40 protein-coding genes are annotated in these 22,462 nt (G+C 67.6%); 5 read left to right on the plus strand and 35 right to left on the minus strand.

The window, feature by feature from the left end; genetic code table 11:
- Nucleotides 1-48 precede the first annotated feature (48 nt).
- The 20 genes from ACSF8R_RS13890 to ACSF8R_RS13985 form a co-directional block, all read right to left on the minus strand.
- Complete coding sequence (locus tag ACSF8R_RS13890; protein ID WP_005050725.1) at nt 49-963, minus strand: alpha/beta hydrolase; 915 nt, start codon at nt 961-963, stop codon at nt 49-51.
- A complete protein-coding gene (locus tag ACSF8R_RS13895; RefSeq protein WP_005050723.1) occupies nt 960-1,673 on the minus strand; it encodes an alpha/beta fold hydrolase in 714 nt (237 codons plus the stop codon). The genes ACSF8R_RS13890 and ACSF8R_RS13895 overlap by 4 nt, the downstream gene beginning before the upstream one ends.
- 420 nt (nt 1,674-2,093) lie before the next feature.
- Entirely contained in the window at nt 2,094-2,273 is a 180-nt protein-coding gene (locus ACSF8R_RS13900; protein ID WP_005050722.1) for a LysE family transporter, read from the minus strand.
- A 460-nt stretch (nt 2,274-2,733) separates the two neighbouring features.
- Nucleotides 2,734-4,137 carry a hypothetical protein gene (locus tag ACSF8R_RS13905; RefSeq protein ID WP_005050720.1) on the minus strand — a complete coding sequence of 468 codons (1,404 nt, stop codon included), beginning with the start codon at nt 4,135-4,137 and terminating at the stop codon, nt 2,734-2,736.
- A gap of 109 nt (nt 4,138-4,246) precedes the next feature.
- Nucleotides 4,247-4,375, minus strand: a complete 129-nt coding sequence (locus ACSF8R_RS13910) for a hypothetical protein (RefSeq protein ID WP_264674921.1) — start codon at nt 4,373-4,375, stop codon at nt 4,247-4,249.
- The gene (locus tag ACSF8R_RS13915) at nt 4,372-4,656 is read right to left on the minus strand and encodes a hypothetical protein (protein WP_005050718.1); all 285 of its coding nucleotides are present in this window, start codon (nt 4,654-4,656) and stop codon (nt 4,372-4,374) included. Before ACSF8R_RS13915 ends, ACSF8R_RS13910 begins: the two co-directional genes overlap by 4 nt.
- Complete coding sequence (locus tag ACSF8R_RS13920; RefSeq protein ID WP_005050717.1) at nt 4,653-5,093, minus strand: hypothetical protein; 441 nt, start codon at nt 5,091-5,093, stop codon at nt 4,653-4,655. The genes ACSF8R_RS13915 and ACSF8R_RS13920 overlap by 4 nt, the downstream gene beginning before the upstream one ends.
- Complete coding sequence (locus ACSF8R_RS13925) at nt 5,086-5,307, minus strand: hypothetical protein (RefSeq protein ID WP_005050716.1); 222 nt, start codon at nt 5,305-5,307, stop codon at nt 5,086-5,088. The genes ACSF8R_RS13920 and ACSF8R_RS13925 overlap by 8 nt, the downstream gene beginning before the upstream one ends.
- Before the next feature lie 45 nt (nt 5,308-5,352).
- The gene (locus tag ACSF8R_RS13930; protein ID WP_005050714.1) at nt 5,353-5,652 is read right to left on the minus strand and encodes a hypothetical protein; all 300 of its coding nucleotides are present in this window, start codon (nt 5,650-5,652) and stop codon (nt 5,353-5,355) included.
- Between the two features lie 164 nt (nt 5,653-5,816).
- A complete protein-coding gene (locus ACSF8R_RS13935) occupies nt 5,817-6,257 on the minus strand; it encodes a hypothetical protein (protein ID WP_005050713.1) in 441 nt (146 codons plus the stop codon).
- Nucleotides 6,251-6,442: a hypothetical protein gene (locus ACSF8R_RS13940; RefSeq protein ID WP_005050712.1), complete on the minus strand. Its 192-nt coding sequence runs from the start codon at nt 6,440-6,442 to the stop codon at nt 6,251-6,253. The genes ACSF8R_RS13935 and ACSF8R_RS13940 overlap by 7 nt, the downstream gene beginning before the upstream one ends.
- Nucleotides 6,439-6,702: a hypothetical protein gene (locus ACSF8R_RS13945; protein WP_005050711.1), complete on the minus strand. Its 264-nt coding sequence runs from the start codon at nt 6,700-6,702 to the stop codon at nt 6,439-6,441. Before ACSF8R_RS13945 ends, ACSF8R_RS13940 begins: the two co-directional genes overlap by 4 nt.
- A gap of 22 nt (nt 6,703-6,724) precedes the next feature.
- Nucleotides 6,725-8,020 (minus strand): hypothetical protein, encoded by a 1,296-nt coding sequence (locus ACSF8R_RS13950; protein WP_193599313.1) that lies wholly within the window; start codon nt 8,018-8,020, stop codon nt 6,725-6,727.
- Between the two features lie 11 nt (nt 8,021-8,031).
- Nucleotides 8,032-8,493, minus strand: coding sequence for a hypothetical protein (locus ACSF8R_RS13955; RefSeq protein WP_005051910.1), 462 nt, complete (start codon nt 8,491-8,493; stop codon nt 8,032-8,034).
- 54 nt (nt 8,494-8,547) lie between these two features.
- Complete coding sequence (locus ACSF8R_RS13960) at nt 8,548-8,724, minus strand: hypothetical protein (protein ID WP_193599314.1); 177 nt, start codon at nt 8,722-8,724, stop codon at nt 8,548-8,550.
- A gap of 53 nt (nt 8,725-8,777) precedes the next feature.
- Entirely contained in the window at nt 8,778-9,227 is a 450-nt protein-coding gene (locus ACSF8R_RS13965; RefSeq protein ID WP_193599315.1) for a hypothetical protein, read from the minus strand.
- 11 nt (nt 9,228-9,238) lie between these two features.
- On the minus strand, nt 9,239-10,009 hold the full coding sequence (locus ACSF8R_RS13970) for a hypothetical protein (RefSeq protein ID WP_193599316.1): 771 nt from the start codon (nt 10,007-10,009) through the stop codon (nt 9,239-9,241).
- A 340-nt stretch (nt 10,010-10,349) separates the two neighbouring features.
- On the minus strand, nt 10,350-10,481 hold the full coding sequence (locus ACSF8R_RS13975; RefSeq protein WP_005050812.1) for a hypothetical protein: 132 nt from the start codon (nt 10,479-10,481) through the stop codon (nt 10,350-10,352).
- 127 nt (nt 10,482-10,608) lie between these two features.
- Complete coding sequence (locus ACSF8R_RS13980) at nt 10,609-10,854, minus strand: hypothetical protein (RefSeq protein WP_434812368.1); 246 nt, start codon at nt 10,852-10,854, stop codon at nt 10,609-10,611.
- Nucleotides 10,851-11,138, minus strand: a complete 288-nt coding sequence (locus ACSF8R_RS13985; RefSeq protein WP_005050816.1) for a hypothetical protein — start codon at nt 11,136-11,138, stop codon at nt 10,851-10,853. The genes ACSF8R_RS13980 and ACSF8R_RS13985 overlap by 4 nt, the downstream gene beginning before the upstream one ends.
- A 159-nt stretch (nt 11,139-11,297) precedes the next feature.
- Between ACSF8R_RS13985 and ACSF8R_RS13990 the strand changes: the two genes are divergently transcribed.
- Both ACSF8R_RS13990 and ACSF8R_RS13995 read left to right on the plus strand, forming a co-directional pair.
- A complete protein-coding gene (locus ACSF8R_RS13990) occupies nt 11,298-11,558 on the plus strand; it encodes a hypothetical protein (protein ID WP_005050818.1) in 261 nt (86 codons plus the stop codon).
- Entirely contained in the window at nt 11,558-12,739 is a 1,182-nt protein-coding gene (locus ACSF8R_RS13995) for a hypothetical protein (RefSeq protein ID WP_434812369.1), read from the plus strand. Before ACSF8R_RS13990 ends, ACSF8R_RS13995 begins: the two co-directional genes overlap by 1 nt.
- 55 nt (nt 12,740-12,794) lie before the next feature.
- On the opposite strand, the gene ACSF8R_RS14000 is transcribed toward ACSF8R_RS13995, so the two are convergent.
- Nucleotides 12,795-13,379: a DUF6927 domain-containing protein gene (locus ACSF8R_RS14000; protein ID WP_005050822.1), complete on the minus strand. Its 585-nt coding sequence runs from the start codon at nt 13,377-13,379 to the stop codon at nt 12,795-12,797.
- A gap of 139 nt (nt 13,380-13,518) precedes the next feature.
- Nucleotides 13,519-14,163, minus strand: a complete 645-nt coding sequence (locus ACSF8R_RS14005; RefSeq protein WP_005050824.1) for a hypothetical protein — start codon at nt 14,161-14,163, stop codon at nt 13,519-13,521.
- Nucleotides 14,164-14,264: 101 nt separating this feature from the next.
- On the opposite strand from ACSF8R_RS14005, the gene ACSF8R_RS14010 reads away from it, so the two are divergent.
- Together ACSF8R_RS14010 and ACSF8R_RS14015 are read left to right on the plus strand one after the other, a co-directional pair.
- Nucleotides 14,265-14,771: a hypothetical protein gene (locus ACSF8R_RS14010; protein WP_005050828.1), complete on the plus strand. Its 507-nt coding sequence runs from the start codon at nt 14,265-14,267 to the stop codon at nt 14,769-14,771.
- 73 nt (nt 14,772-14,844) lie between these two features.
- Nucleotides 14,845-15,429, plus strand: a complete 585-nt coding sequence (locus ACSF8R_RS14015; RefSeq protein WP_434812370.1) for a hypothetical protein — start codon at nt 14,845-14,847, stop codon at nt 15,427-15,429.
- A gap of 36 nt (nt 15,430-15,465) precedes the next feature.
- On the opposite strand, the gene ACSF8R_RS14020 is transcribed toward ACSF8R_RS14015, so the two are convergent.
- The 5 genes from ACSF8R_RS14020 to ACSF8R_RS14040 all read right to left on the minus strand — a co-directional run bounded on the left by ACSF8R_RS14020 (nt 15,466) and on the right by ACSF8R_RS14040 (nt 17,995).
- The gene (locus ACSF8R_RS14020; RefSeq protein ID WP_434812371.1) at nt 15,466-15,831 is read right to left on the minus strand and encodes a hypothetical protein; all 366 of its coding nucleotides are present in this window, start codon (nt 15,829-15,831) and stop codon (nt 15,466-15,468) included.
- 120 nt (nt 15,832-15,951) lie between these two features.
- A complete protein-coding gene (locus ACSF8R_RS14025) occupies nt 15,952-16,467 on the minus strand; it encodes a hypothetical protein (RefSeq protein WP_434812372.1) in 516 nt (171 codons plus the stop codon).
- A 122-nt stretch (nt 16,468-16,589) separates the two neighbouring features.
- Nucleotides 16,590-17,009, minus strand: coding sequence for a hypothetical protein (locus ACSF8R_RS14030; protein ID WP_434812373.1), 420 nt, complete (start codon nt 17,007-17,009; stop codon nt 16,590-16,592).
- Between the two features lie 57 nt (nt 17,010-17,066).
- Nucleotides 17,067-17,441 carry a hypothetical protein gene (locus ACSF8R_RS14035; RefSeq protein WP_434812374.1) on the minus strand — a complete coding sequence of 125 codons (375 nt, stop codon included), beginning with the start codon at nt 17,439-17,441 and terminating at the stop codon, nt 17,067-17,069.
- 122 nt (nt 17,442-17,563) lie between these two features.
- Nucleotides 17,564-17,995 carry a DUF6573 family protein gene (locus tag ACSF8R_RS14040; RefSeq protein WP_005050841.1) on the minus strand — a complete coding sequence of 144 codons (432 nt, stop codon included), beginning with the start codon at nt 17,993-17,995 and terminating at the stop codon, nt 17,564-17,566.
- A 110-nt stretch (nt 17,996-18,105) separates the two neighbouring features.
- On the opposite strand from ACSF8R_RS14040, the gene ACSF8R_RS14045 reads away from it, so the two are divergent.
- Nucleotides 18,106-18,618, plus strand: coding sequence for a DUF1643 domain-containing protein (locus tag ACSF8R_RS14045; protein WP_434812375.1), 513 nt, complete (start codon nt 18,106-18,108; stop codon nt 18,616-18,618).
- Between the two features lie 45 nt (nt 18,619-18,663).
- On the opposite strand, the gene ACSF8R_RS14050 is transcribed toward ACSF8R_RS14045, so the two are convergent.
- From ACSF8R_RS14050 to ACSF8R_RS14085, 8 genes are all read right to left on the minus strand, one after another.
- Nucleotides 18,664-19,008, minus strand: a complete 345-nt coding sequence (locus tag ACSF8R_RS14050; protein ID WP_434812376.1) for a hypothetical protein — start codon at nt 19,006-19,008, stop codon at nt 18,664-18,666.
- Nucleotides 19,005-19,289, minus strand: coding sequence for a hypothetical protein (locus tag ACSF8R_RS14055; RefSeq protein WP_434812377.1), 285 nt, complete (start codon nt 19,287-19,289; stop codon nt 19,005-19,007). Before ACSF8R_RS14055 ends, ACSF8R_RS14050 begins: the two co-directional genes overlap by 4 nt.
- A 126-nt stretch (nt 19,290-19,415) precedes the next feature.
- Nucleotides 19,416-19,994: a hypothetical protein gene (locus ACSF8R_RS14060; RefSeq protein WP_434812378.1), complete on the minus strand. Its 579-nt coding sequence runs from the start codon at nt 19,992-19,994 to the stop codon at nt 19,416-19,418.
- A complete protein-coding gene (locus ACSF8R_RS14065; RefSeq protein WP_434812379.1) occupies nt 19,991-20,434 on the minus strand; it encodes a hypothetical protein in 444 nt (147 codons plus the stop codon). The genes ACSF8R_RS14060 and ACSF8R_RS14065 overlap by 4 nt, the downstream gene beginning before the upstream one ends.
- A gap of 133 nt (nt 20,435-20,567) precedes the next feature.
- Complete coding sequence (locus ACSF8R_RS14070; RefSeq protein ID WP_299091658.1) at nt 20,568-20,750, minus strand: hypothetical protein; 183 nt, start codon at nt 20,748-20,750, stop codon at nt 20,568-20,570.
- Nucleotides 20,751-20,873: 123 nt separating this feature from the next.
- On the minus strand, nt 20,874-21,086 hold the full coding sequence (locus tag ACSF8R_RS14075; protein ID WP_434812380.1) for a hypothetical protein: 213 nt from the start codon (nt 21,084-21,086) through the stop codon (nt 20,874-20,876).
- Nucleotides 21,087-21,250: 164 nt separating this feature from the next.
- Nucleotides 21,251-21,511, minus strand: coding sequence for a hypothetical protein (locus tag ACSF8R_RS14080; protein ID WP_434812381.1), 261 nt, complete (start codon nt 21,509-21,511; stop codon nt 21,251-21,253).
- A gap of 115 nt (nt 21,512-21,626) precedes the next feature.
- A complete protein-coding gene (locus tag ACSF8R_RS14085; protein WP_434812382.1) occupies nt 21,627-22,025 on the minus strand; it encodes a hypothetical protein in 399 nt (132 codons plus the stop codon).
- Between the last annotated feature and the right edge of the window lie 437 nt (nt 22,026-22,462).

The raw sequence follows: 22,462 nt of genomic DNA on the forward strand, positions 1-22,462 counted from the left end.
GGCCATCACAGATGTCCGGAGCCCGGGTCGCGATCAACTGCACCATCCTCACCGCCGCAGGCGCACATTTGGACCGAGCCACTCCGTCACCAGGGTGAGTACCGCATCGCTGTTCGACTCCTGCATCAGCATGTGGCCGTTGCCAGCCACGTTCGCTGCCGTCAACGCGACGAACCTGACATCGCCGCCTCGCTCGGCGAGCCAGTCAGCAGTCGCGCGGTCCGACTCGATCGGATGATCGGTGTCGTGGGTACCGACCATCACGAGGGTCGGTAGGCCGTCCAACTCCCTGTCGCCGATATGGACCTGCGCACCGCGGACGTTCTGCCGCTCGAGGAGGAGCCCGGCTGGGATTGGCACCAGCTGCGAACGGAGCTCGTCCAGGTGACCGGGTGGGAACTGCTCGCTTGCACCGACCAGCTTCGCCTCGATGAACTCTGGTCCGGGATGCCACCAGCCGCGACGGGGAAGCCTCCAGGTGAGCGGGCGTCCCTGGACGACGATGTGATCGGCGTCCTCTTCCAGCACGGCGGGCTCGGGCTGGATGTCCCCGGGGGGAGCGGGTGCCAGCGCGACTAGGGCGATCAGTGAATCCCGATGGTGGAAAGCGACCCGATAGCCGAAAGCGGCGGACATGGAGTGGACCACGAGGACGACCGGGCCGCCGAGCGCAGCGATTAGCTCGACGATCGCGCCGGCGACCGCCGCCCCATCCAGCCGCGTGTCGGGGTCCCATGCGCCGCCAGCCGACAACCCAGGCCACGTCATCACGACCGCGCGGTATCCGGCTTCGGCGAGACGGGGTGCCCACCCGGGTCGCCCGCCGATCGCTCGACTCCAGCCACCGGGGCCCACCCCCCCGCCGTGAACGAGCAGCACCGTCGCACGGGCGGGGCCGCCGGGCAGCCATTCGGCGTAAGCGACGGTCCCAGCGGAAGTCGCGAAAGAGCGAAACGTCGTCACGACATAACGGAGACGATGGCTGCTGCCAGCTCCACCGGGCGCGTCAACATGGCCTGATGGCTCCCCGGCGAGCTCGCGGTCGTCGGGTTCGTGAGCCGGTCTGCTGATGCGCGGTACAACTCCTGCGGCACAGCCCGATCCTCTTGCAGGAAGATGTAGCCGCTCGGCACGTCACCGGTGCCGGCCGTCCGAAGACGGATCGGCTCGTCGAGCCAACCGCCAGGCGACGGCACCAGACGAGGCTCGACCTGCGCGTGAAGCTCCTCCGATCCGTCCTGCAAGAAAGCCGTCATGAATAGCTGCGGCGGGATCGGCACGCTCTGGTCGGGCGAGGACGCGGCTGTGCCACGGGCGAAATTCGCCAACTCGGCGGGGAGGATCGCATTGATCGACTCGCCGTCGGCGAGTACCCACGCGTCGATGAAGATCGCCTGCTCCACCTGCTCCGGCATCGCCTCAGCTACGAGTTGGATGAGCGGGCCGCCGCCACTGTGGCCGACTACGACGAACCGGTCCCACCCCTTGTCGGCGATCCGGCCGATGAGATTGTCCGCCATGGTCGAGAGCGTGACACCTGCACGGTCGTCGTTGTCACCGTGACCCTGCAAGGTTGGGGCCCATACCTCGTGGCCTGCCTTCGTGAGCTCAGCGACAACGCCGTCCCACGCCCAACCACCCTGCCAACCTCCATGAACCAAGACGATGCGCATTCTGGAACTCCTTTGTTCACCGACGGCGGGTTCCGTCGGATGGAATCCCACTCTACCTAGCAGAATCTGTGCAGAACAACAGTCCTGTTCAATCCCTTCAGAAAGGGTCATTCGTACTCGTCGAGCTTCCGGAGGACGGTCTATCTGAGCGGCGTCTCACGGAGGTCCTGCAGCATGATCGCCCGGTTCAGGGGCGAGATGCATTGCGGGACCTCTCTGGCCAGCGTGACCGCCACTGCGCCGAGCGGGGTGCCGGATCCATGTGAGTCGCGTCGACACGAATCCGGAGATTGTGCCGGCGCCCAGCACGATGAGGGAGTTGACGATCATCCTGACGATGATCTGAACTCCGCCGAGAACGAATCCCTGAGCGGTCGTGTTTCCCTGCCCGTGATCTATGAACTGCGGGATGATCGCGAGTTACATGACAGCGGCCTTGGGGTTGAGCAGGTTGGTGACGAGCCCCATCCGGAACAGCTTCGACCGGGAGTCGCGCGCGTGGGATTGTGTCTCGAATAGCCCGTTGCCGCCGGGGCGCAGGGTTGCGGACGCCAGCCACGCGAGATAGAGCACTCCAGCGGCTGTCCCGGTCCAGCTCACCTTGACAGGGCTCTCAGGGGTGAGTGCTCGACCGGACGATCCCCCGCGGACTCGCCATGGAGCCACGGCCAAGGAATGCGGAGATCGAGGACGCCGGTCGCGCTGAGCAACACCGGGATGAGGAGAAGAGTGAGCCGCCCCGTCGGCGATCGCCCTCGCCTCTGAACGGCGCGGCTGCTCACTCGTTAACACACTCTAGGTCGATCTGCCTGCCGCAAGCGGGCATCTGAGTTGAGTCGGACCAACTGTAGGAAAATGCCATTTCGCGTGGAATCCTGGCCCTGAAACCGTTGCCAACTACCGTGGAATCGCGAGGGGTTCATGCCATCTCGAGCGGGAACCTACAATGCCGCTTTCCTCGAGGAGGATGCGACCGTGAGGATCCTCGCGGTCGGTACAGACGACTATGAGGTGTTCCCCTCGGCGCTGGCGCACGAGATCGCCCGAGGTCTCTGACGCGCTAGAGGAGCGCGGTGTCCACGCGGCAGCACTTCTGCTGCGCGTAGGGACGGTCACTCAACGGGATCCAGCCCTCTTCTCCTCGGCGGAGGAGGCGCGGGTGTCCGGGCTCGGTCTCAGCAGTCATGTGTGGGCCAGCGTTGGTCCAGCAGTTCTGTGCGCGCGTCTCGCACCACAGCGCGAGTCGCGCTTCGCGGGGGAGACATGCCCGGTGCGTCCACCAGGCGCGCTTCTCCCCGTAGGGGCCGAATTGGTGCCCTTCACTGTGGGCGATTGCGTCGTGGACAGCGCGGAACACGTCGTTGGCGAGCATCGGCGCGCGCTCTCCCGAGGGGAGGGTGACGGTCACGGTGCGTGCCATCGGGTGGTCCGGCGGTAGAGCGCCTTCGGTGTGCTGCGAGACCTCGGTGCGGAAGTAGAACAGATGCTTGTTCTGTCGCAGATCGTCGAGCATCGCGGCGGAGTCGGCATAGGGCTGCTCGGCCTCTCCGTGCCAGGGCTCGAAGGTGTAGCCGGCTTCCGTGAGCATGTCCCACTGCGCGCCGATGTGCTGGCGCAGGCTTCGGTAAGACCGGGCGACCTGTGGGTGGGTGGGTTCGTGCGCTGCGGCCGCGTAGGCTCGCGCTGCAGCGATGTCGTCGAGCTCGGTCAGCCGGGGGATGGGTTTGCGTTGCGGGAACCCGTGCGCGTCGGCGTATCGCTCTCTGAGCGATTGGATCTCCTTGATGGGCTGGTGGCGCTGGTAGCTGTCGGTGCCTGGCACGAACGCGACGTGCGCTCGAGCGAAGGTGGGCGACGTGCCGAGACGTGCGGCGATCGCGTTCACGGCGGATGCCGGCAGCGGGTACTCGGCGGGTTCGGCGATCTCGAGCTTGCCGTCGTAGAGCCTGCCACCTGGTGCGCCGGCGGCGCGGAGGATGTCGAGAGTCTCCTGGACTTGCAGCTGCGAGCCGGTGTCGGCGGCGAAGCTGTAAACCCGGTCAGGTCCGTCCGGGTCGAAGTACCCGGCCATGATGCTGTCCTGCTCATACCGTCCTGCGAGCTCTCCCGCCCAGTCGGTGACCTGCTCGAAGCTGTCCGCACGGACGATGTAGGCGCCGGCTGGTTCAGATGCGCCTTCCCAGAGCCCGTCTGCGTGCTGCAGTTCCGAGATCTCGATGCCGTGGCGTTCCGCGGCGGCGCGGAGGGTGTCTTCGTACTCGATCCACTCGTCGGTGTCGTAGTAGCTGGGGCGGGAGCTCATTCGCATCAGCTCGCCAGAGACCGGCCGGAACGGGGTTGCCCCGATGAAGGCCTCGAGCTGCTTCTCGGCGTTCTGCTCACGCTTCTCTGCACGCCGACGCCGCTGCCCTGCGGCTGTCGACGACGGGCACCGTCGCCCTCCGTGGTCGATGTCGTCGCACATGGCCTCTCCCGTTCGTCTGCTGGGTATAGGCCGGTGTTGGGGGTGTTCGCGGACAGAAATCGGGCCCCGCCGGTGAGCGGGGCCCCGAGGAGTGCGGTCGAGGTCTGGGTCAGCCGTTGAGCTCCTCCCAGACCTGGTACGCGCGGTGGAACTCGGGGCTGTCATCGTTCCCCTCATTGATGAGCTGGTCGAGGTACTCGTCGAGCTCGGCCTGCGAGAGCTGGCGTGGATCCTTCATGACACGGACCCATCCGCTACCGGCGGGCAGCTGCATCGGGCGCGTGGCTGCTGGCCTTTCCAATTGCCGGTGTAGAACAGCGCGCACGGCCACTCATGCTCGCCGCGGCGCCGCGGCCTCGGGACGGCGACCGTGAGCTCACTGCCCAGGTTCAGCGCGTCCATGATGTCGTCGGCGATGAAACCTGCCTCTTCGTCAGGCTCGTCGGTGTGCTGCTGGATTATTCGCACGATCGTCGCGCGCACATCCAGAGTGACGGACGACGGCGCAGCCCCGGTCATCGGGTGTACTCGCTCGGTGAGGGGATCGGCAGGTCGGGGTCGCGCAGCTCGTACTGCCGGTCCTCCACGTAGGCGGCGTACTCGTCGGCGAACTCACGCGCCTCGGCCTCGTTGTGTCCGTCCTGGCGGGCGTGATCGAACGCCGCCCGCCACTGCTCCCCCACTGCGCGATCGCGCAGCGCCGCGCTGACACCATCCATCAGCTGACCGGCCCGCACGGACGCGAACCGCAGATCCCCTTCGGCGAGGGCGAACAGGATCTTCTCGATGCCTTCGATGGCGGGTGCGGGGATGGTCAGGGTGATGTCGTCGCCGGCGTCGTGCTGGCCGGTGCGGAGGCGCCAGAGTGCGTCGGAGAGGGTGAGTGCGCGTTGGCGCTGGATGGGGGTAAGGAGGGAGCTGTCGGTGCCGGTCGTGGTGGGGGCGGGGTTAGGCATGCTCGGCCTCCTCTGTGGGCGGATTCATGATGATGAACCCTGTGCCGGTGGGCGGCTGGTCCTGGCGCAGTCCGATGATCTCGGTGTCGTTCGCGTCGGTGTCGTTGAGGGTCTGCGTGAGCAGGTCGGCGTACTCGTCCGGGGTGAGTGCCTGGACGGCCGCGGCGTCGGTGACGTCGACGGGCTTGCCGTTGACGTGGAAGATGCGGGTCATGGTGCTCCCTGGTAGTGCGTCGGTGGTGTCCATCTTCGTCGCGGGTCAGTGGAGGTCGAGTTCGACGCTGTCGGCTTCGAGGTCGGGGATGGTCTGGTCAGGGTGGCTGAACGTGGCGGCGGGGGCGTGGACGGTGACGCGGTCCCCGCGGTGCGTTGTCAGTCGGAGCAGCTCGGCGAGGGCGCCGTTGGCGTGGACGTTGTAGGGGCCGGCGTCGGTGTCGACGCGGAACCCTACTCGTGCTCGGCGGTCGGGGAGGCGGCGGACGAGGGTGAGCGGGGTGCGGATGGTTCCTGTGATGGTGACCGCGGTGCCCGTGGGGGCGGCGGTCTGGGTGATGGTCATGGCGTTTCTCCTCAATCGAACAGTGAATGTGACATTCACTGACTATACGCCTGCATGCCCGGTGGGGGAACCCCCGTGCATGGTGTTGCTGCAGGCCCTTCTTGCTGGGTATAGGCCGATGTTGGGGGTGTTCGCGGACATCCGGGTTGTGGAGGTCGGTGCGGTCAGTCGTCGGGGCCGCTGTCGGGTTCGTCGCACGCGCCGCTGTTGATGGCGTCGACGCCGACTTTCGTGAGCACCCAGCCGGGTTCGACCCACGAGTAGCGTTCGATCAGTCCTCGCCTGCGGAGGGACTGGATGGTGCCGCCGGGGATCCCCAGGCCTGTCGTGTCGAGGTAGCTGGCGCCGCCGGAGAGTGATCGGCCATCGGCGATCATCCGCATGGTGACTCGTTGGGACCAGTTCAGCGGCCGGGCGTTCTGGCGGCGCTTGAGCTCGGTGGTGGCGCATCGCGTGGCGTCGGCCTCGGTGGTGTGATGGTGGGCGCAGCGCCACACTCGTTCGCCGGACTGGTGGGTGTCTTTGTCGGCGACGTCGTCGATGACGCCGCGCAGCGCGCCTCCTGGGCGTCCGGGAGTCCATGATGACCAGCTGGCGGTCAGCATGCGATCGCCGCGGTCAGCTCGGGGGTGAGGATGCCGGCTTGCTGGTCTGCACGCACGGCTGCGCCGCAGTCTTTGCAGGTCACGTCGGCGATCGTGGTGGCTGCCGATGACGTCTTGCGTCCGCAGTAGCCGCGTTGCCCTGTGGCGGTGGCAAGGCAGGTTCGGGCGGTGCTTTCCTGTGTCATTGGTGGGGCCTGTCCTCGCAGCTCGAGCAGAGGTCGGGGGTGCCGTCGTCGTTGACCCACCAGCAGCCGCCGAAGCATGCTCGCTCGTCGGTGCAGCCGCAGACGTGACAGGTGCGCACGAGCTCGAGGAGCACCTGGTCGATTCCGCCTTGGGCGCCGAGCTCCGCGCCGAGCGCGGTGACTCGTGAGATCACGTCCTCGGGTGCGGTGCTGGGCACTTGGATCGTGATGGTGGTGGTAGGTGTGGTGCGGTCGTTCATGGTGGCCTTCCTGATGTTGGTGTCAGGCGGAGCGGGCGAACTTCGTGGCTGCGGTAGTCGGCTGCAGGGCGAGCAGTCGTCGTGCTTTCTCTGCTTCGATCTCGCGGGGCAGCTCTCCTTTGCGGGTGCCTGAGCGGCCGTAGAGGAGGATCTTCACGCCGGTCTTGGACACCTGTGCCTGGTCGGCGATCTCGAGGACGGTCATGCCGGATGCCATGAGCTGGCGGACGTGCTGTCGGATCGGCTCGGCGGGCACGCGCGGGGCCTGCGGGGCGATGCCGGCCTCCCGGCGTCGGCGCCGTTCCTCAGCCAGTGACGCATCGGCGCACGAGATCTCCGCGGGGCAGTGGTCGCGGTCCTTGCAGCCGAGCTGGTAGCCGTAGGCGGTCCCGTGGTGCTCGAGCGGGATGCTCTGCGCCTTCCGGTTCGCCATCCACTGCCGGTGATACTCGCGGCCGGCTTCGATGCACTCGGGGCGGTCGCAGCCGCGCGCTCGGCATGCGTTGGTGCCGTGCGGCTGCAGCTGCCTCGGCTGCGAGGTTCGGGCAGCACGCGCGGTCCGAAGTCGCGGTGTGCGTGGCCTGGCCGGTGGGGAAGGGCGATCGTGGTCTGCGAGGGCGTCGACGGCGGACTGGTGCCGCAGGGTTGCCTCCTGCAGCGCTCTCTCGATCACCCCTCCGACGGAGAGGCCGGTGCCGGCGGCGATGGTGGCCGTCTTGAGGGTCTCGGCCGCGGCGCGCAGCTGGCCGCGCAGCTCTCGGTGGTCTTTGCGCCACTGCTCGAGCTCGTCGACGTGACGATCGAGGTCCGCTTCGTAGCCGTCGAGTGCCTCTGAGAACGCGCTGGCGAGCTCTGCGGGGAGCTTCTCGGCGTCGCTGCGTGCCTTGTCGAGCCACTGGTAGCCGGGATGGGTGCGCGGCCGCGGCGTCGACGGGCGAGGCCGTGCGGTCGGCGCCGGCGCCGGCGCCTCCTTCGGCATGCGCGGGGGTTTGGGTGTGTTGGCGCGCGCCGGCTTCGGTTTGGGGGTCGGCTTGGGTCGACGGGGGCGTGTGGCTTCGACGGCGGCACGGCGCTCTTCTCGAGCGGCGATCTTGTCCCGTTGCCGCGACTCGGCACGCGCGGCCTCGTCGCGCTCGAGGATCTCGGCGAGCGGTGTGCCGGCGTCGATGAGCTTCGCGAAGGAGTAGTCGCCCACGTAGCGGGTGTGGACGGTGCGGCAGGGGATCAGCGCGGGGCACGCGGCAGTGCGGCATCCGTGGCGGTACCCGTCCGGGGTACCGTGCGGGAAGCGGTCGTCGAGGAGATCGAGGGTGGACATGACGGTCGACCTCAGTAGCGGAGGAGCTTCGCGGTGACCAGGGTCAACAGTGCTGCCCGCTGCGGGGCGTTGAGCCGTGAGAAGTGCGCACCAACGGTGTCTAGCGCCGTGGTGAACTCCTCGGGCAGACCGTCGAGATCCCGCTTGATGCGCCGCTCATTCGCATCCCGCTGCGCCTCCGCTTGATCGGCCACGCGCCACTCGTCGGTGGCGGCTGTGTCGGCGTATCTGCCGGTGATCCGTGGCGTGTACTGTCCGCCCGTGTAGAGCACGGTCGGCTCGCCGGCGGGGCGGGTGATCGTGATGATCGCGCCCACCGGAGCCGACGTGTACGGCTTGTACGAGCCGAGCTCCTTGCTGGTGAGCTCACCGTCGTCGAGCGTCCGATACCAGTGCGCGAGCTTTCCATTACTCGCGGCCTTGCGGCCGACGTAGACGACTTCCTCGGTGACGGTCGCTGCCTCTTCGCTCATTGGGGAGCACTCCTCGGATCAGTAAGAAAGTAGTGAATGTGACATTCACTGATACTAGAGAGGTTGCAGGGTCTTCGCAACCGTCGTCGTCGTCACGTCGACGGGCCGCTCTCGACGCTCGTTGACGGGAATCATCCGCACGGGCTCGTCGCGGGGAGCTTCGATCTCGAAGCCGCACGCGCCGCAGCTGTGCAGCCCGATCCCGTCGACGTCGTCGGAGGGGATGTACATGGTGGTCGGCTCTTCGCACATAAGGCAGCGCATGGTGATCTCCGTTCGCGTGGTCAGGCGCTTGTTGCCGGGGTGATCGGTTGGACGGTGGCGGAGTAGCCGCGGTGGGAACCCCAGGCGGCGGCGATGCGGTCGGCGACGTCGCGGTCCTCTCCGAGGTACGGGCGGTATCGCTTGCCGCGGGGGTCTGTGATGACGACCTGGACGACGCCGGATGGCTCGCGCACGGTGACTCTGGCTGCGGGGATCGGATACGCCTGGACGTGGCCGGCGATGATGAAGATCGGGTACAGGTCGCGTGCGAGCTCGGGGGTGCGGAACACGTCGTGAACCCATGCCGTGATGGCGAGCGCGCCGGCGGGGCTGAATCCGATGAGTCGTGCGGGGAGCTGCTCGAGCCCGGCGCGCACGAAGTAGTGCTCGTCGACGAGGATCGGCGTCGGTGGGAGCAGAGACTTCTCGTCGTGGGCGGGGTAGATGGTCAGGCTGGTGCGGCTGTTCATGAGGCGCTCGTTCATGCGGTGCGGCGGATGCCGGCGGCGATGATGTGTGCCTTGGTGGGCCGGGAGTAGAAGCCGAAGCTGTCGTCGTCGTCGGAAGCGGAGACGGTGGCGGTGAACGCGACGACGTCGCCGCGGGCGGCGGTGGAGATCTCGGAGGGCTTGGTGCCCCATACGCGCCAGCCCTCGCCCTGGACGAGGATCTTGACGGTGATTCCCCACTGAGTGTCGGTGGTCTTGGTCGCGAGGATCTCGCCCTGGATGAGGGTGCGCCCGGTGGGGACCGGGCGGCGCGCGGCCAGCTCGAGCTCGTACTGCTCGAGCAGCTCGTGGGCGGTGCGGACCTCGTCGTCGTCGAGGGTGCCGGTGTAGTCCTCGAGGGAGTCGAGGATGTAGCCGATCTTCTCGCGCAGCGGGTTTCCGTCTCGCATGCTCAGGTGTGCCTCGGTGAGCTGGTCGCGGAGGCCGGGGTGCTCGGCCTCGAAGGCGGCGCGGCGGGCGGTGATCGCCCGTGTTGTGTCGACGTGCTCGGCGTGTGCCTTCGCGTGGGCTCGTGCGGTGGCGCGGGCGCTGCTGACGAGGCGGCTGCGGGTGCCGGTGCCGCGGCAGTCGAAGCAGATCGGGCGCCCCTGGCCATCGGTGAAATGTGTCGGCGCGGTGTACAGGCCGGTGCCGATGCACTTGCCGCAGGTGTCGGTGATCCGCTCGGAGCCCTTGCGGCCGGGGAAGGGGTCGACGTAGAAGTCGTGCCAATCGGCCGGTGCGGTGGTGTCGATGCTGTCCATGGGATCCTCCGGTTCGTCTGTGGGTATAGGCCGCGGATCGTTCTCTTCGCGGACATGAAGGGGAAGGGGCGGGGGCGGCTGTGTCACGGAGCCGCCCCCGCGGCGGCGACCTGGTTGGGAGGACGGCGGGTCGCCGGGAGGGACATGGCGGCGAGCGCGGCGAGCGCTCGTCAGGCTGCGGTGTGGCGCCTGTCCCTGGGAGGGGAACGGCGTTGCGCGGTTCCCCTGGTTGTGGGTCTGTGGGTTCTCCCTCTACTCAGTTAGTAGTGAATGTGACATTTACTAGGGTAGGTGTTTCCTGCCCGGAGGTCAAGTGGCGATCTGGCCTGCATCTGCTGGATCAGCTCGCGGGTGCGCGGTCCTCGTCGGCGGGGCCGAGCCCTTCCCAAAGGTCGGGGCGGTTCTCGTGGATCCAGGCGCAGATGGTGGCCCAGTCCGCGACGCCGGACGGGTGCTGGTTGATGGTTGCCATGGTGTCCTCCCGGATCGTCGGCTAGTGAATGTGACATTCACAGCTTAGGGAGGGGGTCGGACATCGCTGGGGGACATCGCGAGTGCGTCACTGAGGGCGGCGGAGTTGCCGCCGCCCTCAGCTCGGTCTATTGCATCTGTCTGGCGATGCCGGCTGCGGCGCTGACGACTCGACGGGGGATGCCGAAGATTTCGGGAGGGCCGGACGCGACGCCGTTGCTCCACACCTTTCCGACGCGCCATCCGATGGGGAACCGGATGGTGGTCGTGGTGTAGGTGGCCCCGGATTCGAGGGGGCCGGCGATCACACCGAGGGGGCTGACCTCGACGTACCACCGGCCAACGGTCTTGGAGCCGCCTTCGTGGCCGGTCATGCGCCGGCGTTCTCGAGCGGCTGCGCGACGTGTGCCGGCAGGGCGCGTAGCGCGGCGCGGGTCACCCACTCGTCGGCGGTCTCGTCGAACTGGCCGAGCTCGATGATCGGCCCCTGGTCGTCGTGGTGGATGAACAGCGATCCGTACTCGCGGCCGTCGACGTACAGGTAGATGTTCCCGGCGTAGGCGCCGATCTCGCCGTTGTCGAAGAGTCCGTCGCGGGCGTCGGGTTCGCCCAGGTCGATCTCTTCCTGGCGGTGCCCGAAGTTGAGGGTGAGTTTCATGGTGTCCTCCGTAGTAGGTGGTGAATGTGACATTCATAGGCTACGGTGGGGGTCCGACATTGCGCCGGCGAGCGAGCGATGCACTCTGTGTCCGCGAAGCAGCCGGGATGCGGCCTATACCCCTCAGACGGGCACAAGCCCGCGACGAGAGGAGGAGCGATGCCGAGTCGCGAAGAGGTAGACGACGTCCTGCAGCGCGTGGGGCTGGCGGCGATCTCGTACTACCCAGAGATTCACATCGACGAGCCGGACTACACCGTCGACACCGACGTTGATTGGTGCCTCGAGCCGGTGACCGACCTGACCGATGAGCAACGCGCCCCGCTGCGAGAGGCGGTCGGCCTGGCGATCACCAACCCGACAGCTCACCGGTACGCCCTGTTCCAGACGTTGCTCGAGCTGGCGCCCGCGGAGTCGTAATGTCCGCCGGCGTCGACGACTCGTCGGCGCGACCGGTTGGCGGACCAACCGACCCTCATGCGGCATGGCTGCGAGCGGGTCGGGCACGCCAGCAGGCGAAGCGCGCCGAGCAGGAGCAGTCGGCTGCGGCGAGCGCTGCGGCCGATCCGAAGCGGGACTACGCGAAGCGGTATCGCGAGGAGCATCGCGAGGAGATCCGCGCGTACCGGGCGAAGTATCACGCGGAGAACCGTGACGAAGTGAACCGGAAGAACCGGGAGTACATGCGGGAGCGGTCGCGGAAGATGCGAGCGCAGAAGGAGCGGCGCGAGAAGGACCGCGAGCGGGTGCGGCGGTGGACCGAGGCTAACCGTGAGCGCAAGCGCGAGACGATCAGGCGGTGGCATGCGGAGCACCCAGAGAAGACGGCGGAGTACTCGCGGCGCTACTACGAGCGCAACCGTGACGCGGTGCTGGCCAGGGCGAGACAGCGTCGAGATCAGAGCCCGGAGAAGGTGAAGGCGTCGGCGCGGGACTGGCAGCAGCGCAACCGGGAACACCTGACCGAGTGGCAGCGGCAGTATCGGGCTGAGAACCCGGATGTGTATGAGCGGGCGCTGCAGTCCAACCGTGAGTCGAAGCGGTTGGCTCGCCGCCTCAAGTCGTTGGGGTTGCCGGCAAAGCGCGTGCGTCGGTCCCCGGCAGCAGAGCGGCGAGCGCATGAGGCGGAGTCGCGGGAGTTCTTCGAGCGGGAACGGGCGGTGAGCGCGCGGAAGCGGGTCATGGCGGAGTACACACCGCTGGATCAGGCGGCGCTCGAGGCGTGGCGGGCGAGGTCGCCATTGGCGCGTCGACGGGATGCGCAGCTGTCGCGGTTCCGGCGGCAGCTGCGCACGGGCGCGGGCAGGATATCGGAGATCCGTGAAGAGGTTCGGATGGATGCCGTTGCACGGCGACTGCGGGGAGACAGCCTCGACGCGCCCGCGGAGCTGCGTCAGCGGGTCTTCGACGCCGCGGGAGGCCAGGAGTACCTCGCGGCGGGTGGCGATCGCCATACGGCGGCGCTGATGCTCGAGGAGTCCCTAGATGGGCTGGTCAAGCCTGTCGCGCTCCCGGATGGGCGGGGGATGGTGTGGGTGCCGGAGCACACGCGCGCAGGACGGGAGATCGCCGGTCACTGGCGCCGGCGCCCCGGCGCGTGAGCAGCTGCGCGGTGAGGACTGCGGGGCGTCCCTGTGTGGGGCGCCCCGCACTCGCTCAGCTGGCTGCGGCGAGCGCGTAGCTGCGTGCCCGCCAGCGGGGGATGCGCACGCGCACGCCGTGGTGGTCGATCACGCGGAGCACGTCGCGCCCTTCGACCTCGAAGACGGTCTCCGTGGTGGTCTGCAGCCCTCCTCCGAAGGTGAACGGCTCTGCGAAGCGGATGTGGTCGCCGCGGCGGACGCGGGGCTTGGCTTCCTCGAGCTCGAGGTTCGCCCAGCAGGCGGCGCGCCACTGGTTGGCGTACTCGTGGTCGGTCGGGGTGAGGGCCTCGAGCACCCGGCGGGGTGCGTGGACTGCGCCGGGGCCGACCGTCTCGTCCATGTCCTTGTACGTGAAGTTGTAGTAGCTGGACGGGGCGACGGAGTAGAGCACGACGAACGCGAAGACCTCCCCGGCGTGGGGGTGGCCGTCGTTGTAGCGCACCGCGGCGTAGAACTCGTAGGGCCAGTCGTAGCTCCCGCCGATGTAGTCGGGGTCGCGGCGGGTGCCGCTGGCGATGATCGTGGCGTTGGTGAAGTAGTCCGCGAAGTAGTCGCTGACGCTGACGCCGGCCGTCTTGTGAGTGGATGTGGCACCCATGGTGTCCTCCTCGGTTGCTAGTGAATGTGACATTCACAGGCTAAGGGAGGCCTCCGACATCGCCGACGTGACAGCAACAACGACGGCGGCGGGATGGCGAGCGCGAGCGCGGGGCCGAGCTCGGGGGAGAGCGAAGGGGCTACCAGGCCTCGGGGTCAAGAAGTTCGTCAGCGACATCGACGAAGTAGTCGTCGTCTTCACTCCATGCGTAGAGGCCCTCGAAGACCACGCCGATTGCAAACGTCATCACGACGAGTCCGCCCCAACGGCCGATGAACTCCGAGTAGGAGTCGAAAGCTCTGTGCTCTCTGGCTCGCTCGAAGATCTCGTACATGATCTTGCTTGACTCCTCGTCCCAGCGTTCGGTGAAGGATGGGCGCGCGATTGCCCCGGTGAGAACCTCGTCCTCGAACCAGGAATCCAGGAGGCTGAGCGTCGTCCCGATGATCTGCGCGGGGGTTGGTTCTTCGTCGGGGGTCATCCCGGTGAGGAAGTCGGAGAAGTCTTCGTAGTCGGCCTCCCACAAGTACTCTGCAGCGAGCCGTATCGCGCGGAACGCCTCTTTTCGAGCCTCACCTGTAGGCACCGCCATGATGAAGTTGTGACGTTGGATCGCCACCTGTAGGCCATCGTTGATCTCGTCGATTGTGTAGGCCTTGCCGCTGTCGAGGTCGATGTCACTTTCGAGAAGCAGCGGCTTGAGCTGCTTGAAGAGTTCAGCTGCCAGCCCTGTCTCTACACGCCGCCCGAAACTGTCGCGGCCGCTGCTGTCTACGTTGGGCATGAACGAGTCTCCTCATCAGGCGTCTGTAGCTCAGACCATAGCCGAGGGGTCTGTTGCCCGGAGCCGGGACATCGCCTGTGGTGCCGTGAGACGATGCGTCGATGAAGACGACCCATCGCGACGGCGAGGCGGGTGGGCTGCGGATGCCGGCCGTGTGGGATCGGGCCTCGCTCGAGGCGGTCGGGTTCGTGGGGTTCGTTCGATTCGCGGATCTTGCGGCCGCGAGGGTGCCGACTGAGGCGGGGATCTACGTGGTGCTGCGTCCGGCGGCGACGTCGCCGGAGCTGCTCGAGCTGACGCGAGCGCGGGCGGGATCCGCCTACCCTTTGGATGACCTCGCGGCTCGGTGGGTGTCGGGGACGCCGGTGCTGTACATCGGCAAGGCAGAGGCGAAAGTGGGCGGGCTGCGCAAGCGGCTGGGGCAGTTCGCGCGGAAGGGTGCCAGCCACCAGGGCGGGCGTTCGATCTGGCAGCTGGCCGATCAAGACGAGCTGCTCGTTGCGTGGGTGACGACGCCGGAGGAGTCCGCGGAGGACGTGGAGGTTCGCTACCGCGCCGCGTTCGCTGACGTGTTCGGTCGCTGGCCGTTCGCGAACCGGAAGCGATGAGGGCAGGCGGTTGATGAGAGGGGTTTCGCCGGGGATCTAGGTTGCTACCGCGGGCCTGTGTACGCTCTCGGCCATGAGGGCAGACAGGTTTGAGGACGTGGAACTTGGCGCGTTTGAGCGCTTCTATGACGAGCGACCCTTCGAGGGGCGCAGCTATCCCGGCCCATACTTCGAGACCGAGATCGCGTCGGGCATGAAGCGCGGGTTAGCGGTGTCCGTGGAGGGGCCTACGGTCGATGACGCGCGGGCGCTCATGGATCAGGTGAGGGCCATTATCGCCCGCCCGCTGCCCACCCACGAGATGTACTCTGCGCTGCTCGAGACATTCCCCAAGGCGTTCCCCTGGAATACCCCAAGACAGATGAGCTATGCCGTCACGCCGAGTGCCATTTGCGTCGGAAGGGAGGGAGACTACTCGGTCCACTTCGACGTCGACTCGGAAGACGACACTCAAGTCGACTATTGGCCTGTCGTGTGGCTTGACCGTGAAGGCAACATCCTGAGCGCTCACGCCGATGGCGGACGTGGCGAATATCCCGGAGGTCGGGACTACACCCTCCCGGAGGCGACCGAGGCGTTGGTTCGCTCATGGCCGTCGAAGAACATTTGGGCAGAGGACGTCGCGACCCGTCTGGACAAACTGGATGGGCTGGGCTGAGCCCCACGTTCGTCGACGGGGCCCAGCGTTGGGGTGTCAGCCTCGTGCGGCTGCCAGCTCGGCGTCGATCCGGCGCCGCTCGCCGCCGGGGTGGGTGCTGCCCAGCAGCACGACGCGGCGGTCCCATGCGACCTCACCCGTGAGCGAGTCGACCCAGTCGGTGACGTCGGCGCGCTGCGCCTCGGTCAGCTGGTCGACGGCGAGGCCGGGCAGGATCGCGTCGGGCAGGGTGAGGGTCTTGCGCAGGTACTCGAAGTCGACCTCGTTGCGCCAGGCGCGCTCCGACTCGATGAACCGGTCGATCTGCGCGGTGTCGGGGTGCCACTGGCACCCGCCGATGCAGGCCTCCTCGGGGTCGACGGACTGAAACCAGACAGCGTGTACGGTGCGGTTGGTGGTCATGGCATCCTCCCGGATTGCTAGTGAATGCGACATTCATAGGCTACGGGTGGCCTCCGACATTGGCTGCGGCGAGCGCCGCGAGGGGCGGGGCGGGCGGTGTGCCCACCCCGCCTGGTTGGGCTACTCGCGCTCCCAGTCGGTGACTTCCGCGTCGATCGAGTCGGCGACGTAGTTGTCGGATCGGAGCGACTCGATCACGTCTTCGACGGTGTACGCCTCGGTCGCGAGGTCTTCCGCTTCGTCCGACGTGCGGGCGGTGACCGAGACGGTGACGCGCTGGGTCAGCGTGACGGAGAGGGTCACGCGGAAGTCGCGCTCGCGCGGGGTGCCGCCGATCGCTTCCACGAGCCGGTCGTACTCGGAGCAGAAGCCCTCATCGTTGGCGATCTGCTCGCCCTTCTCCCAGATCGCCGCGAGCCGGTCGTCGGCGGCGTCGGTGATCGGCAGTCGCAGCCGGTCGATCTCGCGCTGCTGCCGTTCGACGGTCAGCGCGAGATCCGCGGCCTGCGCTTGGGCGGCGACGAGGTCGGCCTGCGTGCGGGCCATCTCTCCGACGTAGGCGCCGCGCCGCTCGGTGACCGGGGCGGGCATGTCGAGCTGGCCCTGAGCGAACTCGATGTTGGTGGTGGTTGCCATGGTGTCCTCCTTGGAACGTAGGCGGTGAATGTGACATTCACAGGCTACGGGAGGCCTCCGACATTGCTGCGGCGAGCGCGGCAGTGCCCCGCCGTGAGGGGCGGCGGGGCACTGGGGGAGGTTCAGCTGGCGGGTGGTGTGAGTGCCGCGAGGAGTGCTCTGAGGGCGTCCACAGCCCCGTCACGGGCATCGAAGACGGCATCCATGGTGTCGGCCTCGGTGGAGCGCTCGGCCTCCTCGATCGCCTCTTGCGCGGCGCCGGTCAGCTCGCGCAGTCGGTCGGTGTCTGCGGCGAGCGCGAGGGGTGCCCCGTGCTCGGTGATGTGCAGCGTCCAGCCGTCGCCGGTCGGGGTTGCCCACACGGTGGCGATCGCCTGTCCTTCGGGGTTGTCGAAGTCGACTTTGCCGAAGTCGTCGCCGTGGTGGGCGAGGATGCGGGCTCGGTCGTCGACGGGCATCGAGTACAGGTGGGAGTTGCTCGGCGTCCAGGTAGCCGGCTCGGCGCGCTGGCCGGTGTCGTAGGGGGTGAGTGCGGTGGTCATGGCTGGGCCTTTCGTCAGAGCGCCGGGGGCGGGCGCGGTGCCCGCCCCCGGTGTGTGTCAGTGGGTGAGCAGCCCGGCGATGATCTTGTCGACGGACTCGGCGGAGACCGTCACGGCGCAGGGGATGCAGACCTCTGTGCGGGTGTGGCGGATGTCCTCGTGGTCCAGGATCGTGACGACGTAGTTGTGGGCGTCCTGGACGCCGCACTCGGCGCAGGAGTACCCGACCGGCGGGGCGTCGGTCTCAGTGTCGTCGTCGATGCCCTGGCGGGCCAGTTCGACGGCCTGGCCGACCCAGTAGGCGACGGCCTGGTCGTCGACGACGAACGCGCCGTCGTCGATTGCCTCGATGAGCGAGCCGCCGTGGTTGCTGGTCATCCGCTCGAGGATCGTCCGCGAGATCTCGTCGACGGTGAGTGGTGTGGGTGCCATGGTGTCCTCCTTGGAACGTAGGCGGTGAATGTGACATTCACAGGCTACGGGAGGCCTCCGACATTGCTGCGGCGAGCGCGGCAGCGCCCCGCCGGTAGATCCCGGCGGGGCGCTGGTGGGGGTCAGTCTTCGCCGGGGAGGGCGATGATGATGCAGGCCTGGCCGGTGAGGTTGTACCCCTCGATGCTCACGCGGAGTCGCTGGCGGCTGGCGGTGGTGGCGGTGCTCGGGTTGCCGGAGCGGGTGGCGTTCGGCACGCGCAGCACGTAGGTCTCGCGCGGGACGAGATCGCCGGCGACCTGGCGGGCGGTGGGGCGGATGACGTTGAGCACGTCCCAGAATCGGGCGTCCTCGCTCTGCCAGTCGCCCTCGCGGGTCCACTGCACCGCGGCCTCGTAGGCGGCGCGGGTGAGCAGTACCGTGAGCCGGTATCCGGCCTCGAGGGCGGTGGCGGGGTTGAAGTGCAGCAGCAGCCCGTCTGCGACGGCCTCCTCTGCGGTGTAGACGGCGATGATTTCTGCGCCCTTGAACGGGTTCTCGCTCTGCTCGGTCATGGTGTCCTCCCGGATCGCTTGCTAGTGAATGTGACGCTTACACTCTAAGTGAGGGGTCAGACATTGGGGCCGGCGGGTGAGCGCAGGACGATGGGGAGACGGCGGCGTGCATGACTGAGACGTGGATCTACGAGCGCACGGCGGACAACTCTGCGCGCTTCGTGCTGGGGACGGTGGGCGTAAACCCTCTCGTGTGCGTCGGTGTGAACCCCAGCACCGCGGCGCCGGGAGACCCGGATCGCACCGTCAGCAAGGTCATGGGGTTCGCGGCCCGAAACGGGTTCGACAGCTGGGTGATGCTGAACCTCTACCCGCAGAGAGCCACCGACCCCAAGGGCATGCACCTGGTGCACGACCCCCAGCTGCAAGCCGATAACGAGCGACACATCGCCGATCTCATCGGCGGACGCCAGCTCACGATCGTCGCCGCGTGGGGCGAGCTGATCCGATCCCGCCCTTACCTCCCGCAGATGCTTGAGGGCATCGCCTCGGTGACGGATGCCTCCGGCTGTGACTGGGTGTCGATCGGCGATCTGCTCAAGAGCGGGCACCCCCGGCATCCGTCACGCGCCCGCTACGCCTGGCCGTTGCAGAGCTTCGACGTGGCGAGCTATCTGGCCTAGACGTGACGGTGCCCCGCCGATTGATCCCGGCGGGGCACCGTGCGGCTATTCCTCGTCCTCCGACCATTCCAGGCGGGGGTCGAAGTGGAACCGCTCGCGGGCCTCGTTGTGGGCGAGGTCGTCGCTGCGGGCCACGTACTCGTCCTCGCTGAGCCGGGAGCCGTGGCCGTTCGCCCAGGGGAGCGGGTCGCGGTCACCGTCGCTCTCGGCCAGCCAGGTCTCGCGGATGATGTGGTCGGCTGTGCCGGTGTGACCCAACTCGTCGAACAGGTCGGCGAGGATGCGAGCCTCGGTCATGTTGATCGCCGCGAAGACATCATCGTGCCACCCGCCGATCATGTCGGCCGCGGCCGCGACGACGGCGAGGTCGGGGATCGTGCCGCTGCTCATCGCTGCACCTTCCCCAGTCCCCAGTCGGCTCGTTCCTGGTCGACCATCCACACGGCCCGGTCGAGCGCGGTGTGGATGTCGACGCTACGGGCGTCGGCCAGGTGCACGAGATCGGTGAGCACGTCGCGGATCGCCTGATCCGGCTCGCTCGGCTCGTCGTCGTACCAGGCCGCGATGAGCGTGTGCATGCGGAACTGCGCTCGCCGCAGAGTGTCGGTCTCGGTGCGGTTGTCCAGCTCGCGGCTCATCTCGAGCTCGAGCTGCGTGGTGGGGTTTGCCATGGTGTCCTCCCGGATCGTTGGCTAGTGAATGTGACATTTACAGCCTAGGGGGAGGGTCAGACATTGGCTGCGGCGAGCGCGACGGTGCCCCGCCGGGATGATCTCGGCGGGGCACCATTCGGGGGTTCAGCTGCGGATGCCGCGCGCCCAGTACAGCGCCCGCGGTAGGTCGAAGCGTGCCGCGATGCCGTCGTGGGCGATGTGCAGCGCGCTCGCCGCGTACCGGCGCGTCGGCAGGGGAGCGACGGTCTGCGGGTGCAGGTCGCGAGGGGGAGCCTGATGCGGGGTGCTGCCGGTCAGGATGCGGCGTGCCGTGCCCTGGTAGGCGCGGTCGGCGTGGCGGGTGATGATCTGGAAGGCCACGAAGCCCGGCCCTCCCCACGGGGCGGCGTACTGCGTGTCGAACAGTCGCCACGTCTCGGTGATCGTCCGCGCTGCCGGGTCGAAGCTGCGCGTGTGGATGACCGCTTCCGGGTCGTCCGGCCGCTCGCCCTCGATCGCTTCCAGCGCTGTGCGCAGCCGGTCGAGCGCCCGGCGAGCGCGGGCGATCTGATCGCGGGTGCTGATCGCGTCATGGTCGCCGCGGTCGATCGAGTGCACCCACTCGTCGCAGGCCCACGCGGTGAGGGGGAACGTCTCAAGGCAGGCCCAGTCGCGGAACGCCTCGATGATCGGGTTGCGCCGGGTCGCGCTCGCCGCGGTCACGGGGTCACCACCCGCAGGGAGCGCAGCCAGTCGGCCTCTTGGGCATCGAGTACGTGCCCGGCGGTGATCCAGTCGGCGGCATCGTCGGTGCCGTCGAGATCGCGGAGTGTGTACACCTGGCCGGGTGCGTCGTCCTGCTCGGGGTTGCCGTCGTAGATCGTGCCGTCGTTGAGGAACACGCGGACGTGGCTGGTGCCCTCGGTGGTGTCGATCTGCGCGACGGCTGCGCCGTCGATGAGGGACACGTAGCCGTGGACGTCGATGCCCGCGGCCTCTCCGGCGTGGTCGGCGACGGCTCGCTCTGCGGCACCTTCGGCGAGCGCGCGGATCGCGTCGGCGTCCACGTCGCCCTGGCCGAGTGCTTGGGTGAGTCCGTCGATGTCCTCGTAGTTGAGCGCGATCGTCTCGGCGACGATCTCGCTGATCGGTTTGGTTGCCATGGTGTCCTCCCGGATCGTTGGCTAGTGAATGTGACATTTACAGCCTAGGGGGAGGGTCAGACATTGCGGCGAGCGCGCGACAGCGCCCCGCCGGATCGTTCTCGACGGGGCGCTGTCGGTGGGTGTTGCGCGCCTACTGGGGGGAGAGTGCGCTGGTGACCTGAGTCTTGATCTCTTCTGCTGCGAGGATCATCGCGCCGTCCCTGTGCGATTCGCCGTAGGCCGCGATCACTCCCGCGATAGCGCCCCATGCGTCGGCGGGCAGGCTCACTGGGATCGCTTTCGACCCTGTGCTCGATCCGCTCTGGTTGGTCATGGATATCTCCCGAGTTGCTAGGTAGTGAATGTGATATTCACAGTTTAGAGAGGGTGTCAGACGTTGGGGTGAGCGCGCGACAGCGCCCCGCCGGATCGTTCTCGGCGGGGCGCTGTCGGTGGGTCAGTAGCCCTCGTCGGTGCGGGCGAGGGTGTCGACGATGCGCAGACCGTCGTGGGTGGGGATGGTGACGGTGGACAGGAGCGCGTAGCCCTGTGTGCCGTAGGCGTTCAGGTCTTCCTCGCGCTGCTGGCGAGCGCGGTTGCTGGCGATCTCTCCCGCTGCCTCGGTGTACTGGCGGGTGTCGATCGTGATGAATCGAGTGCGGTTTGCCATGGTGTCCTCCCGGATCGTTAGCTAGTGAATGTGACATTCACAGCCTACGAGTGGCCTCCGACATTGGAGTTGCCCACGGGTATAGGCCTCGGTTTCGGTGGTTCGCGGACATGGCAGGGCGGTGCCCCGCGACCGTCGCCGCGTGGCACCGCCCCAGGGGCCGGCTATCCGCCGGGGCACTCCGTGTCGATGTCGTCTTGGTCGAGCGGCAACAGGCCGCACGCCTGGCAGGTCGTCGTGCCGGTGAAGCGGCCGCTCTGCCACTGATGGGCGAGGGGCGCGGCGGGTTCGTCGTCGGTGTCCATGGTGGCGGTCGCCCCGCAGTCCAGGCATCGGGCGGCGGTGTCTCCGTTGAGGGTGACGACGACGCCGGGGGTGCCGGAGAGCCATTCGACGTTGGTGTGGGTGCACTCGCTGGTGGTCATGGTGTCCTCCGTGATCTGGTGAATGTGACATTCACAGGCTACGGATGGCCTCCGACATCGCTCGCGGCGAGCGCGACGGTGCCCCGCCGGTCGTCCGGCAGGGCACCGCTGGCGGTCAGGCCGCGTCGATCGGCGTCCAGTCCCGTTCGTGGGCGGGGATGTAGTCGATGAGCGCGGCGAGCCGGTCACGCGCGGCCTGTAGTACCTCGATCTCGTCGTCGTTGCTGTCGCCCTCGGCGGCGGCGAAGGTGGCTTCGATCAGACCGGCGATCTCCTTCTGCGCGGCCTCGTCGATGAGGGTGAGGCGGGCGATCTCCCCGTCCGGGTATCGGGCATCCAGCGCGGCGGCGTCCTGGTAGTCGAAGGCCCATTGCTCACCGAGGATCGCGAACGCCGCGGCGAGGTCGCGCTCGCGGTTGCCGGTGCTGACGGCGACGTAGCCGCGGTTCAGCTGCGTGCCGACGTGCGGGTGCAGGTTGGCGTGGTCGGGGCCGAAGGTGATGTAGGTGGTCATGGTGTCCTCCCGGACGGTTGCTAGTGAATGTGACATTCACAGCCTAGCGAGAGGGTGAGACATTGCCGACGATGGCGGCTGTAGGGATTTTTTTGAAATGTCTCTTTCGCAGATGAAATGTCCACGCGATGTCCAAATGGACATTTCGGGCGTCGACGGACGGCTTGGGCGGCCGTCCAAGCGGGTCTCGTCGCCAGCGCATCGTGATGCGTTTGACGCACCCAGCTGCGAATTCAAACCGGGCAGGTGCTACGGGTGTCGACGGCGCTCGAAAACTGGACAGTTGCGGCGCGGTGGTTTCCAGTGACCATCGCAACGAGGACCATCCGGAAGGGGTTCTCGTATGTCGTCTCGTCGTTTTCGGAAGGGGCCGGGTCGTAGGCCGAAGTCGTTGGCTCGGAAGCGGTTCATGGAGCTTCTCGCTGAGGGCTGGTCCA

Origin of the sequence: Microbacterium sp. bgisy189 (assembly GCF_965345345.1) — a bacterium.
Taxonomy (GTDB): Bacteria; Actinomycetota; Actinomycetes; order Actinomycetales; family Microbacteriaceae; genus Microbacterium.